General features: G+C 42.8%; 16 protein-coding genes. 9 read left to right on the forward strand and 7 right to left on the reverse strand.

Translation table 11 applies throughout. The features are described from left to right. From AACW45_RS34005 to AACW45_RS34015, 3 genes are all read right to left on the reverse strand, one after another. Complete coding sequence (locus AACW45_RS34005; RefSeq protein WP_190630234.1) at positions 1 to 2,145, reverse strand: Rne/Rng family ribonuclease; 2,145 nt, start codon at positions 2,143 to 2,145, stop codon at positions 1 to 3. A 548-nt stretch (positions 2,146 to 2,693) separates the two neighbouring features. Then, positions 2,694 to 5,366, reverse strand: a complete 2,673-nt coding sequence (locus AACW45_RS34010) for a TIGR03960 family B12-binding radical SAM protein (protein ID WP_190630236.1) — start codon at positions 5,364 to 5,366, stop codon at positions 2,694 to 2,696. A gap of 260 nt (positions 5,367 to 5,626) precedes the next feature. Next, positions 5,627 to 5,929 carry an STAS domain-containing protein gene (locus tag AACW45_RS34015; RefSeq protein WP_190630238.1) on the reverse strand — a complete coding sequence of 101 codons (303 nt, stop codon included), beginning with the start codon at positions 5,927 to 5,929 and terminating at the stop codon, positions 5,627 to 5,629. 473 nt (positions 5,930 to 6,402) lie between these two features. Here AACW45_RS34015 and AACW45_RS34020 point away from each other — a divergent pair, with 473 nt between their 5' ends. Both AACW45_RS34020 and AACW45_RS34025 read left to right on the forward strand, forming a co-directional pair. After that, positions 6,403 to 6,600, forward strand: coding sequence for a hypothetical protein (locus tag AACW45_RS34020; protein WP_190540890.1), 198 nt, complete (start codon positions 6,403 to 6,405; stop codon positions 6,598 to 6,600). 208 nt (positions 6,601 to 6,808) lie between these two features. After that, entirely contained in the window at positions 6,809 to 7,981 is a 1,173-nt protein-coding gene (locus AACW45_RS34025; RefSeq protein ID WP_190630240.1) for a pyridoxal phosphate-dependent aminotransferase, read from the forward strand. A gap of 207 nt (positions 7,982 to 8,188) precedes the next feature. Here the strand turns inward: AACW45_RS34025 and AACW45_RS34030 are convergent, their stop codons facing one another. Next, a complete protein-coding gene (locus AACW45_RS34030) occupies positions 8,189 to 8,551 on the reverse strand; it encodes a hypothetical protein (RefSeq protein ID WP_190630242.1) in 363 nt (120 codons plus the stop codon). A 236-nt stretch (positions 8,552 to 8,787) separates the two neighbouring features. Between AACW45_RS34030 and clpS the strand changes: the two genes are divergently transcribed. From clpS to AACW45_RS34050, 4 genes are all read left to right on the forward strand, one after another. Further along, positions 8,788 to 9,069 carry an ATP-dependent Clp protease adapter ClpS gene (gene clpS, locus AACW45_RS34035; RefSeq protein ID WP_190630244.1) on the forward strand — a complete coding sequence of 94 codons (282 nt, stop codon included), beginning with the start codon at positions 8,788 to 8,790 and terminating at the stop codon, positions 9,067 to 9,069. Between the two features lie 242 nt (positions 9,070 to 9,311). Continuing rightward, the gene (locus tag AACW45_RS34040) at positions 9,312 to 10,133 is read left to right on the forward strand and encodes a CPBP family intramembrane glutamic endopeptidase (protein WP_190630246.1); all 822 of its coding nucleotides are present in this window, start codon (positions 9,312 to 9,314) and stop codon (positions 10,131 to 10,133) included. 69 nt (positions 10,134 to 10,202) lie between these two features. Beyond that, positions 10,203 to 10,430 carry a type II toxin-antitoxin system VapB family antitoxin gene (gene vapB / locus AACW45_RS34045; protein WP_096645609.1) on the forward strand — a complete coding sequence of 76 codons (228 nt, stop codon included), beginning with the start codon at positions 10,203 to 10,205 and terminating at the stop codon, positions 10,428 to 10,430. Then, entirely contained in the window at positions 10,427 to 10,591 is a 165-nt protein-coding gene (locus AACW45_RS34050) for a PIN domain-containing protein (protein ID WP_199331002.1), read from the forward strand. The genes vapB and AACW45_RS34050 overlap by 4 nt, the downstream gene beginning before the upstream one ends. Positions 10,592 to 10,704: 113 nt before the next feature. Here AACW45_RS34050 and AACW45_RS34055 read toward each other — a convergent pair whose 3' ends face one another. Together AACW45_RS34055 and AACW45_RS34060 are read right to left on the reverse strand one after the other, a co-directional pair. Continuing rightward, complete coding sequence (locus AACW45_RS34055) at positions 10,705 to 11,340, reverse strand: pentapeptide repeat-containing protein (protein WP_190630248.1); 636 nt, start codon at positions 11,338 to 11,340, stop codon at positions 10,705 to 10,707. Next, the gene (locus tag AACW45_RS34060; RefSeq protein ID WP_190630250.1) at positions 11,337 to 12,731 is read right to left on the reverse strand and encodes a DICT sensory domain-containing protein; all 1,395 of its coding nucleotides are present in this window, start codon (positions 12,729 to 12,731) and stop codon (positions 11,337 to 11,339) included. Before AACW45_RS34060 ends, AACW45_RS34055 begins: the two co-directional genes overlap by 4 nt. 81 nt (positions 12,732 to 12,812) lie before the next feature. On the opposite strand from AACW45_RS34060, the gene AACW45_RS34065 reads away from it, so the two are divergent. Next, positions 12,813 to 12,950, forward strand: a complete 138-nt coding sequence (locus AACW45_RS34065; RefSeq protein WP_190630252.1) for a hypothetical protein — start codon at positions 12,813 to 12,815, stop codon at positions 12,948 to 12,950. A gap of 391 nt (positions 12,951 to 13,341) precedes the next feature. On the opposite strand, the gene AACW45_RS34070 is transcribed toward AACW45_RS34065, so the two are convergent. Then, positions 13,342 to 14,931, reverse strand: coding sequence for a photosystem II high light acclimation radical SAM protein (locus tag AACW45_RS34070; RefSeq protein WP_190630254.1), 1,590 nt, complete (start codon positions 14,929 to 14,931; stop codon positions 13,342 to 13,344). Between the two features lie 65 nt (positions 14,932 to 14,996). On the opposite strand from AACW45_RS34070, the gene AACW45_RS34075 reads away from it, so the two are divergent. Further along, a complete protein-coding gene (locus AACW45_RS34075; protein ID WP_190630256.1) occupies positions 14,997 to 15,137 on the forward strand; it encodes a hypothetical protein in 141 nt (46 codons plus the stop codon). 387 nt (positions 15,138 to 15,524) lie between these two features. Further along, positions 15,525 to 15,920 carry a DUF1830 domain-containing protein gene (locus tag AACW45_RS34080; protein ID WP_190540855.1) on the forward strand — a complete coding sequence of 132 codons (396 nt, stop codon included), beginning with the start codon at positions 15,525 to 15,527 and terminating at the stop codon, positions 15,918 to 15,920. The last annotated feature ends 8 nt before the right edge of the window (positions 15,921 to 15,928 follow it).

The following is a 15,928-nucleotide window of genomic DNA, read 5'->3' on the forward strand; positions in this document are numbered from 1 at the left end:
TTAACTTTCTTCGGTGGAGCTACTGCCGTCAGTGGCGGAAGAGCGGCGACGACGGCGACGGCTGGCTGTGGAAGTAGTTACTTCCCCTTCATCAGCAAAATCCGTAAATCCTGATGGTTCGATTACTGGTTGGGGTAAAACAGGTTGTGGTTCAACTTCAACTGGTGGTGCAGCTAATTTAACGGCGCTAACTTCAGTTTTAGTTTTCTGGGGAGCAGAAATTGGCTCTAAAACTGGTTCGGGGGATGCAGTTGGCGTTTGTCCGGGTTGGACAATGTTGATAATCACAGATTTGGGATTTTTGACTTCCCGCTCTAATTTCACCAAAGGCGAAATACCCATTAAAGCGAAAACATCCTGCTCTTCTATGGTCATTTCTACAGTCCTAATTTCCGGTGGTTCTACCACTGGTTTGACTGGCTCGACTTTGGTAATTTTCGTCCGTTCTCCCCGTTCGCCCCAACTTTGTTTATTGAGGGTAGGTGCAGGTATCTCTGATGTTGTTGCTAGTTCGTTATCAGCATCAAGATCTAAGTCGGCTTCGCTATTATAAGTGAGTGGACTGTTAATTACTCTGGGTTCATCTTTGCCATTGGGAGTACCGATACCAATGCGACTGCGACGAGTACGGGTGCGGCGCTTATCGCGATCGCTCATTTCTTGATAGCTGGGATGATTCATCAGATTCAGTGCACTTAAGTCTGAGTCTGTATCAAATGGTTCGCCAAAGCCATCGTATGTTTCCCTGGGTTCGGGAATCCGGGCAACTGGTAGCCGTGGTTCTCTAGTTTCGCGGATTTCTCTGGTTTCGCGGATTTCTCTGGGTTCTCTTGCTTCTCTTGGCTCTCTATGGGGTAAGACAAAGCGATCGGGAATTTCTGCTGGGGGTGTCGGCATTCTGTTTTCGCTTTCTCCAGGGAGACGCACTGTATGCCCTAAACCACCGCAGTGGGAACAAGTTTCACCAAATAGTTCGTAAATATTTTGACCTTGGCGTTTCCGGGTAAGTTCGACCAAACCTAACTCGGTGAGTTGGGCGATTTGCGGCCTGGCTTTATCGGCTTTCAGGGCTTTGTTAAAGTGTTCCAGAACTTGCAGTTGGTCGCGACGTGATTCCATATCAATGAAATCAACTACAATCACCCCAGCAATATTACGTAAACGCATTTGGCGGGCAATTTCTGTGGCGGCTTCACAGTTTGTCCACAACACTGTTTCTCTAGCTGTGGCAGAACGTGTAAAGGAGCCAGAGTTAACATCTATAACTGTTAATGCCTCAGTAGGTTGAATGATGATGTATCCCCCAGAAGGTAAGTCTACTCTTGGTTTGAGGGCTTCTCTAATAGCAGCATTAATGCGGAAGTATTCTAAAATTGGGGAGCGATCGCGATGGTGATCGATTAACAATCCCTGCGGTGTTTGACCCCCGCTCCAGTTTTGCAAATACTGTTTGACTCGCTTCAAACCGGTACTGGAATCGACAACAATCCGATTCACATCTGCACCGTACATATCCCGCAGGACACGTTGAATAAAGTCATCATCTCGATTCAGTAAGGCTGGTGCGCGGGTAGATTGGGCTTCTTGTTGAATTGCTTCCCACTGCTTCTGCAATACTTCTAAATCTTCGATGATTGCTTCTTCTGGTTTACCTTCTGCTTCTGTGCGGACTAGTAAGCCCATTCCCGCAGGTTTAATTAAAATTGCTAAGGCGCGCAAACGGTTACGTTCACTTTCACTTTTAATCCGCCGCGATAAGTTGACACCTCTACCATAGGGCATCAGCACTACATAGCGCCCTGGTAAGGTAATGTTACCAGTGAGCCTTGGGCCTTTGGTTCCCGTTGGCTCTTTCATCACTTGCACCAGTACTTTTTGTTGTGGTGCTAATAATTCTGTAATGGCGGCGGCGGTACGTTTGAGCTTTAAAGGCCCCAAATCAGTAACATGAATAAAACCGTTACGTTCTGGATCGCCAATATTCACAAAGGCTGCATCAATACCTGGTAATACATTTTCGACTACACCCAGGTAGATATCACCAATTTGGTGATGACCTGTGGCTACCACCAGTTCTTGTATTTGATCTTCCGAAAAGACAGCCGCGATTTGATGCTGTTCCGCGATAATAATTTGCTTTGGCATTCAATTTCCTCAAAAATTTGCAGCACTAACTGGTAAAGGAGGTTTATTATGCCTCTCGCCCCTGCAATCCTTAAAAGGTGCTGCTGGTAATAAAATTTGTGAATCTAAGCTCTGAATTAAAGAGCTAGGGAAGGTGTGATGGCGTTTCCACGCGCTATTATTCCAAAAAGGCTGCATATGTTTAAGCAATTGAATCAACCATCTATGGTTGATTTTTGATGCTATACCTTTAACGTTGAAGTATTAGGTATTCAGCAGTTGTTTTAAAAGCATGGAGGAAGAGTTGCCGACGAGCCTGTTATTAATGACTAATTCACTAAGTAGCTATAGAGAGAGTGTTCTTTAACCTGCCTCAGTTTTTCCGGGATACTATCCTAGAAGTTGCACTCTAATATTTTTGCTTTTGACCCTGAATCGGGTAGTGAATTAGCTGATTCAATGCAGCGCCAGAAAATTTCTCTTCATCCCATTCTAACGCAACCTTGCCAAAAATCAATTCCCACGATGTACCAAGTTAGGGCAACTACTAGCCAGTTACCCTTGACGGATTATATACCTAAAACTAGCCGATTGCGCTGGATGTGCAACAGAACAAATTCTGAGCCTGTTACTATTTCTAACATAAATAGAATTTGTTCGGGACGCAACGACACGCCATCAGGACGACAGCTGCCTAAATAACGTAGTTTGGCTGTAGACTCGGTGGGGCTGTTGTCGCTAGCAATCAATTCCAGTTCAAATAAGCGATCGCGCAGATTTACTACCTGGGTTTTCCCAGATTTGCTGGTTTGCTCGTAAGTAATTTCGGTTTGAGCTTGAATTTGCTCAATCCAGTTTTGCCATTGACTAGGCGTAACTTCTGTCATTGTAGACACAGTAATGAAATATTCTGCGGCGACAATTGCTTGACTAGCTGAAGGAGCTTTTAAATCCACTTGTTGGACATCATATATAGGGATGTCTTTGGGTAATTCTTGAGTTAAATGTTCGCGGAAAGTTTCCACTGCCATTAACTGCGTTAATTCAAAATCTACTATTTCACCATTGCTTGTTACTCCCAAAGCTAAGGCATTAGCTACGGAAATACGCGGAGAGGGATGAAACCCGCCAGTAAAGGCTATGGGTAAACCAGCGCGGCGCACCACGCGATCGAACAGGCGGAGTAAATCTAAGTGGCTGACTAAAGCCATGTCACCTTGCTTACCAAACCAGACGCGCAAGCGTTGGACTTTAGTAGTATTGGGCACAAACTCACCAGCAAATTCCGGGATGGGCGGTGGCTCGATGACGATATTGTGACCAAAATCGGTGCCACAGACACCGCAATGAGAACAGCCATCAAAAGAACAGTCTGGAACAATTGCGGCTTCTAGGGCGCGTTGTAAATCTTCTTTCAGCCACTTTTTGTCAATTCCGGTATCAATGTGATCCCAAGGTAAGGGTACATCAAGGGCGGTTGTATGGGAAGGGGAAACGGTGGAAGTTGCTGACAGGGAATTGTCCCGATCGTTGTCTTTTAGCGTCGCCGCCTTCTCTAATTGATTGTCTTGTTGATGAAACAGGTTCCATTCACCCTGTTCTACTTGACGGTATTTCCAGTCTAGACCTGCTTCAGCGATCGCTTCCCCCCAAGCGGCAAAAGCTTTATCTACACTGTCATACCAAGAATCCATTCCTGCTCCTAACTCCCAAGCTCGGCGGAGGACTTTGCCTAAAGAGCGATCGCCTCTGCCTATAAAGTCTTCCATTGCAGAAATCCGGATATCAGTAAAGTTTAGCTTGACTCCTTTAATCCGGCGAAATTCTTGCCGCAATAACTGCTTTTTGCGGGCAAATTCTGCTGTCGCCACTGAGTGCCATTGGAAGGGGGTATGGGGTTTGGGCGTAAAGTTAGAAATCGTAATATTAAAGTTGAGCGGTCTTCTACCTTGTCCTCGACATTCACGCTGTAACCAGCTGACGGTTTCGGCAATACCGACGACATCGGCATCGGTTTCACCCGGTAAACCAATCATAAAGTACAACTTGATTTTATCCCAGCCATTTTCCCAAGCTGTTTTTACCCCCCTGAGCAATTCTTCATTGGTCAGTCCTTTATTGACAATATCTCGCATTCTCTGGGTTCCCGCTTCTGGGGCAAAGGTTAACCCGCCTTGTCTGGTACCGCCCAGGATATTGGCAATATTTTCGTCAAATCTATCTACCCTTTGGCTAGGGAGAGACAGGGTAATATTTTCATTTTTTAACCGATTTTTAATTTCCATCCCCACGGCTGGGAGGGCTAAATAATCAGAACAGCTCAGGGAGAGCAAGGAAAATTCATTGTAACCAGTCGCCCGCATTCCCGCTTCAATGGCTTCGACGACTTTTTCGGGGGCGACATCTCTGGCGGGACGGGTAAGCATTCCTGGTTGACAAAAGCGACAACCACGAGTACAGCCCCGGCGAATTTCAATGGTTAGGCGATCGTGTACTGTCTCGACGTAGGGAACTAGCCCAATGGAATAAGCCGGGATGGGGGTAGCCACCCGGCGCAAAATGCGTTTGGGAACATTTGGCTCTATCGGATGTACCGAACCATCCTCTGCCATTTGATAAAACTGGGGTACATATACACCTGGGATTTGGGCTAAGTCCAGCAACAATTCTTTCCGGCTCAACCCGACTTGTTTACCTTCTTCTAAAACTAAGCCAATTTCTGGTAATAGTTCTTCTCCATCGCCGAGGGCAATAAAGTCAAAGAAGTCGGTGTAAGGTTCGGGATTAGAAGTTGCTGTTTGTCCACCAGCAAAAATTAGGGGGTAATTGCCCTCTGTTCGTTCTTGCCAGGTTAGGGGTATGCCTGCCAAATCCAACATTTCTAAAATATTGGTGGCTCCCAGCTCGTAACTGAGACTAAAGCCCAAAATATCAAATTCATTCAGCGATCGCTTCGATTCGACAGCAAATAACGGTGTATTTGTTTGTCGGAGTTTCGCTGATAAATCCGGGCCGGGTAGGTAAGCGCGATCGCATAACTGTCGCGGCTGGGCATTTAAAATGTTATAGAGAATGATATGTCCTAAGTTGGACGAGCCGACTTCATATACTTCTGGATAGGTAAGCACCCAGCGTATTGTTGCCGTTTCCCAAGGTTTGTGTATTGCTAAACGCTCATTACCTAAGTAACGCGCTGGCTTAAAAATATCCGGTGTGATTAATTTTTCAACTGCAACAGCCACTGTGCTATCTTCTAGCTACCTTAATTACAGCTACTCACCTCTAAACATAGCATTGATTAGGTCATTTCACAGAAATATGCGCTGCAACTTACAATTCTGTTACATACAGAGAAAATTAAAGTTTGAAGAGCAAACCGCCAGCTTGTTGAAGCTTTGATGAGGGAGATCGGGTAAATTACGGATTCAAGACCGAAAATCCTGCCTTGTTTCCCATATTTTGCCATCTCCCTCAGCGATATTGCTGTTTATCCAGATTTAATTTAAAAAATTTCAAATACTTGGTCTAATTGTGTCAATTCAAAAATAATTCTTATTGACGCAGAAACAGAGGTTAGACGCAAACTTCGGCCTAAAGTTCCCGCTAGCCTCAAAGCCGATACTAAAGCCATCAAACCTGCGCTGTCTAAAGATTCTACCTTTGCTAAGTCCACTACCAAAGTGGAGGTATCGTCCTTTGCCAAAGCGGTAGTCAGCTCCCGCTCAAATTCCAACGCATTAGTAGCATTGAGACAACCTTGGGGACGAATAACTGTAATTTGTGGACACGTAAGTACCGCTTGCATAATCAAATCCTAATTAAAGTTATTGAACAGTAAACTCTAGCTGAGATGTATTTGAACATAAACTTTTTTTCATTACATCGGCCAATTGTCTGATGTTCCTTTGCTGAATCTTTACTCACTTACGTAGTCTTTTAAAGATTGTCCTAAATACATGGGAAATTGTATGTATATATACTTTTTTTTATTCAAAGTTAAAAAACAATCAACATAGTCAACTATAGCAGCAGATTAACATAAGTAACTATGCTGAGAAAGTTAGTTTGTCTGCTGTTGAAGTTGATTTATAATCGGGTTAGCCTTTCCGTGAAAATCCGGTAATTTTCTGCTGAACATCGGTAAATACTGAGTTTAATTGTGAAGTCCCTTGGTATATCATTGTGACCTAGATCACAACGGATTATGGGTTCAGATCACTTTTTATACCAAACTTTATCTTGGATAATTAAGAGCAAATACAATTTGGCTTACACTTTATGGGAACTAAACATGTTATTCGGCAATTAGTAGAAAAGGCTCTGGATATTAAAAAGTTAACCCCAGAAATTGAAAATGAAATCAACTCAGAATTAACACAAATGGGTTATATATCTGATGTTGATTATGAAGCTCTGGAATTATTAATGGCAGAGATGGATGCCGGCAGAATTAAATTAGTTCCGAGCTGGGGATAACAATCAATTATTGTGCGAATTGGCATTTTTTTTCTCTACCTAGAGCTATATAACTTCAGCATTCTCAATATTCATTTCGGAAAACTCTTGCACCAATAACTCCACTGCTCTCATCTAGGGCAATTTTGGGTGAGTTAAATATTTAGATCCCTCCTCTGGCGTAAACTGTGCTAATGAGCATTAACATTTGCACTCTTGATAATTCGCCATGCACTTCGCTAAACGCCTAGAAAAAATTCCTCCCTATCTGTTCGCTGAGATTAATCGCAAAGGAAATGAACTCGTAGCTCAGGGAGTTGATATCATCAATTTAGCGGTGGGCGATCCAGATAGACCGACTCCAGCCCATATACTCCAAGTAATGCATGAGGCGATAGATAATCCCTCCACCCACAACTATCCCCCCTATCAAGGTACTCAAGCATTCCGGGAAGCAGCAGCTAAGTGGATGGAACGACGGTTTGGAGTAGCTGGGTTAAATCCCAATACAGAAGTTGTGTCTTCTATTGGTTCTAAAGAAGCAATTCATAATACCTTCCTCGCCTTTGTGGAAGCAGGAGATTACACCCTCATACCCGATCCTGGTTATCCTGTTTACCGAACTGCAACATTATTTGCAGGTGGGGAACCCTATACTATGCCTTTAAAGGCAGAGAATCAATTTTTACCCGATTTAACGGCGATTCCCGAAGAAGTAGCCCGTCAAGCAAAACTGTTGTGGATTAACTATCCAAATAATCCCACAGGGGCACTAGCAACAATAGAATTTTTTGAGGAATTGGTAGCTTTCTGCAAGCAATACGATATTTTGCTATGCCATGACAACGCTTACTCAGAAATGGCATACGATGGCTATAAACCGCCGAGTATTCTCCAAATTCCCGGTGCTAAGGATGTAGCCATTGAGTTTCACAGTTTATCTAAGTCTTACAATATGACCGGCTGGCGGATTGGTTTTGTCGTCGGTAATGCTATGGGGATTAAAGGTTTAACACAGGTAAAAAGTAACGTTGATTCTGGGGTATTTAAAGCCATTCAAGTGAGTGCGATCGCAGCCTATTCTACCAATGAATCAGAACTGCAATCCGTAATTTCTGTATACCAAAATCGCCGGGATATTATCGTCAAAGGACTGCAATCTCTAGGCTGGCCGATTCAACCGCCAAAAGCGACTCTTTACGTCTGGGTTCCAGTACCCTCAGGATATACTTCCACAGAATTTGTCAACATTCTCCTTGACAAATGCGGCATTCTTGTGCCTCCAGGCAACGGTTACGGTGCCGCAGGAGAAGGCTTTTTTCGCATCGCCCTCACCATATCTGACGAGCGAATGCACGAAGCAATTCAACGCCTCAAGGATGCGGGGATTAGGTATGAATGATGGGCATTGGGCATTGGGCATTGGGCATTGAAACAATTTTGGATTTTGGATTTGCGTTAGCGTAGCGTAAAGCCTTCTCTTCTCCCAAGGGGAGACGCTACGCGAACGAGAGGCTTCGCCAACGGCATAGCTTCCCTTAGAGCGAGTCCGCGAGCGTCTTTTGGATTGTATTTGAATCTAAAATCCAAAATCTAAAATCTAAAATTCCTAGTCCCTAGCTCCTAACTCCTGCTGATATTCCTGCCAAACTAAGTGCATAAATTGATGGAGTTTCTGTTTAGCGCCTGAGTCGGGTTCAGTTTTCGGTTCTTTGGCTAATACTTGACTCAATATCGCAATAACTTCGGTATCTAGGGCGGGTTGAAATAAATTTACAGGCCAGAGTAAATCCGAAGCATCTCGCAAATCGGTGAGATGGGGTGGTTCAAGGATGTAATCAACTAGCACTACAGGACGTACCCAGCACAATTGACGGGAAAGCACAACTTGAATGACTTCTGCATAAAGAATTATGTCGCGATGCTTTAAAGAGACAATTTGTCCTGGTTGAAAGTCTAGGCTCATGTCCATAATCTGCCGCTTGTAGCAGGCGGTAATCTTGTCAAGGAAAAACGGCTGCAACCATTAGGTTAGCACTATTACACCTACCTTGTTGGAAACTAGATTTTCGTCATCGGCTTTGAAAAGCAAAAATTTTTCTGGGCAGGCATCAGGATATAAATGCTATAAAATAGGTGAATAACTGTGAAGCGATCGCTTGACAGTAACTTTGTTGTAGTAAAGCAAACCTGAAAGAGCAAAGAACCGTGTCAGTCGAAACCATTGAGAAGCGTTCCACAACCCGCAAGCTCGCGCCTCAGTATCGCGTTTTGCTCCATAACGACGACTACAACTCTATGGAGTACGTGGTGCAGGTACTAATGACTACAGTGCCGAGCCTCAGTCAGCCCCAAGCTGTGAGCATTATGATGGAAGCCCATCATAACGGGCTAGCTTTAGTGATTACTTGTGCGCAAGAACATGCTGAGTTCTACTGTGAAACTTTAAAAAGTCATGGTTTAAGTAGCACAATTGAACCTGATGAATAAAAATAATTCGTAATTGATAATTCGTAATTCGTAATCAAGTAGGTAGGCACAATTGCAAGATAACTTTTGTCTTTAATCAAAGTTACCAGCTTTTTACATTTTGTAATATGCTGAGGTAACATTACCTACTTACTAAACATCAGTGTGGGTTTCTATCCTCAAAGATTAAGTCTAGACTTATCTTTAATTATGAATTACGAATTACGAATTACGAATTACAAATTATTTATGGCTTTGCTTTTATGAAAATTCAATTTATTCATCATTTAGCTCAACGCCCTGCCCCTATAAGGCTGGGTTGTTTTATATTAGCCTTATTATTGCTATGGTTGCCATTTGCTGCACCAATATACTTACTAGTCAAGGATGCTAATTTAGTAAGTATATTAACAATGGTATTGCTCTATGTAGAGTTTATTTTCTTATTAAAAATATGGGGTAAATATGTTTATCAAGAACCGCATATACTACAGCATTATGGTTTAGAATTTTCCCGCAATAACGGCGTAGACTTAGTATGGGGTTTGGCTATTGGTATTACTAGCGTTTTAATATTATTTGGCTTACAAGGGGCTTTTGGTTGGTTAATTTGGCAACAACCCCAGGTATTTTTACTAAAAATTGTTTTAGAAGGTTGTATTGTTGGTATAGGCGTAGGTTTTGCCGAGGAGTTATTATTTCGCGGTTGGTTGTTGAATGAATTAGAGCGAAATTACAGCCCCAATATTTCTCTATGGACAGATGCGATTATATTTGCAGGATTGCATTTTATTAAACCATTAGCAGCAATTATTCATACTCTGCCACAATTTCCTGCTTTAGTATTATTGGGGTTAACCCAAGTGTGGGGTAAACGTTGGCGTAGAGGAAGGCTGGGCTTACCAATAGGATTGCATGGGGGTTTGGTTGGGGGATATTACATTATTAATGTTGGTCAATTAATTAAATATTCTGGTCAAGTTCCTGATTGGGTAACTGGGGTGAATAATAATCCTTTGCAAGGTGTAATGGGGGTATTATTTATGAGTATCTTGGCAGTGTGGATGTGGAAGAAGAAAAATTAATAATTTTTAATATTAGACAACATAGGCAGCTATGATTTTTTGAGTAAAGATTAATCAGGAAAATACATAATGATAGAGCCATTAATTTTACAAAAACTAGAAGAACTCCCTGAATCTCTTCAGACAGAAGTGCTTCATTATATTGAGTTTTTGTTAGAGAAGCACGCTAAACAGTCTACCCAAGAACAACTGACAAAGAAATTTCGTGTTGCGGGAACAATGAAAGATATGTTTGTTTTACCGCTACCTGATGACTTTGATGCGCCACTTGAGGATATGAAAGAATACATGGAATGAATAGATTACTTTTGGATACTCATACTTTGATATGGTTTGTCTCCAATGATGCAAATCTACCAGTTTCAACTAAAGAAAAAATTGAATCTGCTGAAACTGTTTTCTTTAGTATTGCTAGTCTTTGGGAAATTGCGATTAAACTTACAGCTATTTTCAGCTAAATAGACCACGCTGTAGGGGCACGGCATCAGTAAAATTATTGTATGTACCAAAAGATTGTCGGTGCCGTGCCCCTACGATAGATGTGGTTCAAATAGGTGAAAACTGCTGTAAGTTAAACCTTCTCCACAATTGTGCCGACGACGCAAGCTTTATCTAAATTTACGCCGTTTAAATTTGCTCCTTCTAATTCAGCACATAATAAATTTGCCCCTGTAAAATTAGCCCCGGCGAGGTTCGCGCCGCGTAAGTCGGCTTCTTCGAGATTGGCTTGACTGAATAACGCCCCTTGCAAATCAGCGCGGCTTAAATCTGCACCTTTGAGATTAGCACCTGTCAGGTTAGTACCGCGTAAATCAGCCCCACGTAAATCAACGCCTTGCAAATTGACGTTCATCAAATTAGCACCACTCAAAAAAGCACCAGCTAAGGATACATCAGCAAGTGTTGCACCCATGAAGTTAGCGCCGCGTAAATTGCTACCACGCAAGTCAGCACCAGTTAAATCTGCTTGCATGAGGTTTGCGCCCATAAGATTTGCCCGCAAGTCGGTGGCTTGGAGGTTTGCGCCCATCAAATTTGCGCCTTCTAAATGCCCGCCTTCGAGTTTGGAACCTGTGAAATTAGTACCAACAAGGGTAGCGCCTGCAAGATTAATCCGGCTTAAATCTAGTTGACAGAGTTCTTCGTCTTCTAAATTTGCCCCTGAAAGTTGTTTGAGATTTCCTAATTTAATCGCTTCGATATTCATTGAGGGTAACTACCAATTTCCTGACTAGTCTTGCTTTGGCTATCCCATCGGGAATCTATGAGCCACATACCGGCACTGACTTTGGTTTCTATGAGGGTTAAGTCGAGTCCTTGTTGCAAACCCATGACTAACAAACTTAGGGTATCTATTAGTTTAGGGTCAAAGCGGTTTGCTTGTTGTTTGCACTCATCTAAAGCTTGAGTAAAAATTTCTTCGGGGCTGATTTGAGCTAATTTTTTCTGGTTAACTCGCCATTGAAAGTCTGCGACTAAAGATAAAATTCGCGATTCTAGAGGTATTTCATCTCCAGCTAAACCTGCTGGTTCGCCTGTACCATCCCACCATTCGGTTTGATGGGTAATAATTTGGGCGATTGCGCGTAATCTGGGCATGGTGCGCAATACTTGTGCGCCTGGTACTAGGGGACAGCTTAAGGGAGGATTAGCGGATTCTTCTGGGTAACGTCTAGAACTACCAGCTACGAGAACGCTTTCGGCTTTTTGTAAAGGATCTATGCGGTGTAGTAATGCGGCTAGGCGCAATCTTTTAATTTGCCATGCGGGGAGGTTTAACAGCTGCCCCATTGTTTCTGATAAGGCTACGACTTCCGCCGCCGCCATTGGGTTATTAATATCTGCTAAATCGATTAATTGCGCCATCCGCAAAAATGCTTGAATTTCGTTAGAAACCAAGTTGTTATCTAGGACTTTTTGACGCGGGGCTGTGGGAACGGGTAAATGTTCCTGCCCATCTTGCAGGTAATGTACCACCAGGGAGACAACAGTACTCAAATCTTCTGGGGTGACATAGCTTGGCTGAATGGAGTTTTTCTGGGCGGTGAGTTTGTCTGCGAGTTCGGGGTTGTATGGTTTAATATGAGCGATCGCTAATTCTGCTGTCTCTCTCACTAACTCTGGCTCAAATGTCCATAAACCGTAAAATTTGCGCTCTAAGTCCGATGCAGGTAAGCCACCACTACCATAATCAGCTTCTGATAATTCTTGACAAATTACCATTGCTGTGTATTTAGGTGAAAGAATTATTAGATGCCACTCTTGAGCTACGGCATCGCCTGGATCTAAGGCAACTAAGTCTACATTAGCTAGTTGACTAGTAGGATGTTCGCCAAAGCCACCATCGGGGGCTGCCATAATTACTATCTGGCGGCTGTATTGAGCGATGTCTGCGTATCTTTCTGCTTCTTGGAGATACCATTTACCCCGTTGGAAGGCAGTTATCACTAATGGCTGACCATCATCTTTAAGGATATGGTCTTCTAGGGCATGACACAAGGCAACTAGGGTATTTTTGTAGTACACGCCAAACCGAATTGGTCTAGTACTACGGCGATGAATACTTTCTAATTGTTGGAGTATTGAGCCTTCTAACATGAGGTTTATTTAATTTCACCGCCAAGGCGGATAAAGTAAAGAATTGTAAATTTGTATCTATAACTCTTTTAAGTTTACTTTTTGAGGTACGAATTACGCTATATAGCAGAAATTATTGCTCAAGTTGCTGTTATGGAGCGAGAACAACTTTATCTGCCAAAAACAGCAGAAATTGGCTTGCTGATTATTTTACGCGATCGCTATTCTGACTCACTCTAGCTAGAAAATGGGCATGGGGCATTGGGCATTGGGCATGGGAAAGAGTGATTTTTTTGTGGGGTGGACATCTTGTCCGCCCAGGACGCCCATCCCACAAGAGTTTGACTAATCCACTACTTTAGTCTAGACAGTCCACTAGTACAAAAAATCTGTTAATTAAGATTGTCTCAATCAAGAAAATCAACACTATATCAAGCGTTGGCGGTAAAAGTCTTTGCTCTTAACTCTGTGTTCTCTGTGTTCTCTGCGGTTCAAAAATGAAAAACTCCACCCACCAGGGGATGGAGTTTTTGGGCATGGGGAATGGGGCAAAGAAATTACCTATGCCCAATGCCCTATGCCCTATGCCCCAGGCGCTCCACCCAAGGATCGGAGTTTCCCGCCGCTTTCATTAAACACCTACCAACTGTTTCTCGTTTTTCTCAATTGGTGCAGATAGTGCTTCCTCTAAATCAGCACAACCCAATTTCTCTTCTAAGATGTTCATGACTTCGCGCCCAAAGTCATTGGGGTTTTGTCGCCAAGCTTGTAAGCAGACTTCGCCAAAGAAGGAACCAAGGGGTTCGGGATTCCACAAAAGTTTTTTGGCTGTCCAAGGCATCAAGCTCATGGGATTATACCCTGGTTTGAGAATACCTTTTTTAAAGGCATATTCTTCTAAGTGGGTATGGGGTTGTAAGCCAATAAAGAAAATAGCCGGTTCAACTTTATCTGCGCCAAAAATCCGTTCGAGTTCGCGGTGATAGGCGATGGTTTGGCGGATGGTTTCGGGACGTTCGTCAATGACGTTAAAGGAGTAGTTGACAGAAACTAAGTCATTAAAACCAGCAGCTTTTAAATCGCGACAGTTTTGTAAGACAGTACGCAGGTTATAACCCATGCGCATTTTCCGCACGAGTTCTTGAGAACCACTGGTAATCCCGATTTCAAAGTAATTCATCCCAGTTTTCGCCATCAAGTCGCACAACTCGGGTGTGAGGTTGTCCGCTCTGATGTATGCTGCCCAATGGATGTCTGTCATCCCAGAATCGACGATTTTCTGTAACAGTTCTACTGCATCATCGATAAATCTCTTAGCAGGGATGAATTGAGCATCAGTAAACCAGAAATTGCGAATTCCGCGATCGTACAATTGGCGCATCTCCGCCACAACTTCATCTGCGGGATTAATCCGTACCTGTTTACCTTCGACTACGGTGTATACACAATAACAGCAGTTATGGGGACAGCCGCGTTTGGTTTGCACGCCGATATAAAAGTCTTGGCTTTGGAGATAATAGTTAAATTCCGGCCAGATGCTTTCAATATAGTCGTAGTTACAGGCAGATTTTTCCAGTGGGGTGGGTTGTTCGTGAATTAGCCGTTGTCGGGGTTGAGTTTCACCCACAACATAGCAGCGTTCATCCCGAAACTCTTTCCCACTTAAAAATTTTTCTAACAGAGTTTCTCCTTCACCTACAGAGATAATTGTCCCTGACGGTAAACTTTTACCCAACTGTTCGTAGAAGACGCTAACTGCACCACCACCAACAATTGCGCGGGCGGATTGTTGATATTTTTGGGCGCGTTTTAAACCGCGTTTAATTAATCCCAAATTTCGCCATAATTCTACGTAGTAAGCGATAAAAATTCGCAATCCCCCCAAAGCGCCGCGTAATTTCACTAGGGGATTCTTCGCATAGTAAAATTCAAAAGCATTTTGTAGAGGGTTACCACCACGACCACCAACAGGAGCGTATATTTGGATATCTCGCCAAGAAAATACTAATAGTGTGGGTTGAAATTCATCTATACATCGCTCTAGAGCTGATGTGTAATCTAACGGTGGTACAGATCCCAAATCAAAAATACGTTGTTCGATATTCGGAAACTGTTTGTGAACGTGATCGCTTAGGTAGACAACCCCAATGGGAAAGATGGGGTTACAGGGAAGGCGAACGTAAAGAATTCGATTTTCCATTGTGCTTGCGTCAACTGCCATCTTGTCGTTTGTGTGGAGAAACTAAAGTGAAAGAGACATCCAGTATTAAACTGTCTGTGTAAGTTGTGCTTGTTTTCTTTGATGGCGATCGCGCTGGAGATTTCAGCTACCGTCCGCTCAAAGTCAACCCTCTCGTGGTAACCGGGGAAATAGCTATAATTGCTGCGCATCTCATAGCTATGACATCCATGAGATTGGTTTTATAAAGATATGTTTCATATAGCTTTACCATAACATTCACCTTCTTCATTAAGCGATGAATCGTCATGTTTTGCTGTTGGTAGAGATCAAGCAAAAATTTTTGTGGTGGCGAAGCAAAGGTGAGGGGATCGTTGCCATGCCATATTTTTCAAGACTGGGATTGAGAATTGGCAAAGCGTTTGTCAAAAAATCAATATGAAAAACTTCTTTTATAGTGTATAATTGTACAGAAATAATAAATATTTACAAAAATTTTATATTAGACACCTATCTTTAGATAGAAATAATGCAGAAATATGCAGTTGGTAGTCGGAGTTACAGCTTGTGGGGATCGCTCAATGTTAGTTTTGCTAGTGTAATGTAAAATTGTGGCGTAAAGCTCCTCAGCAGTTATGGCTCAAATACTAGATCCACTACCACCTGAGCAATCGGGGACAATTCTCTGCTGCTACGTAAATGCCACGAGCAAAATCCAGGTTGCCCGCATCACAAATATTCCCAATTGGTATTTTGAAAGGGTTGTTTTTCCTGGGCAAAGGCTCGTGTTTGAAGCCCCTAGAGAAGGTCAAATGGAAATTCATACGGGGATGATGGCAAGTGCAATTTTATCGGATACTATACCTTGCATACGCCTAGCAATTAATGAGCATGGTACTTATGAGTCAAGTAACAACTCAGATGTAACAATAGGCTCTATTCATAAAAATCCACTGGTGCAGCCAATTAATACAAAAATTGAAGATACAACAAAACCATTATCAGTAGCTGGTTTAGCATCAATTGATTAAAAAAATTT

It is taken from the genome of Calothrix sp. FACHB-168 (assembly GCF_963889195.1).
Lineage (GTDB): Bacteria > Cyanobacteriota > Cyanobacteriia > Cyanobacteriales > Nostocaceae > Aulosira > Aulosira anomala_A.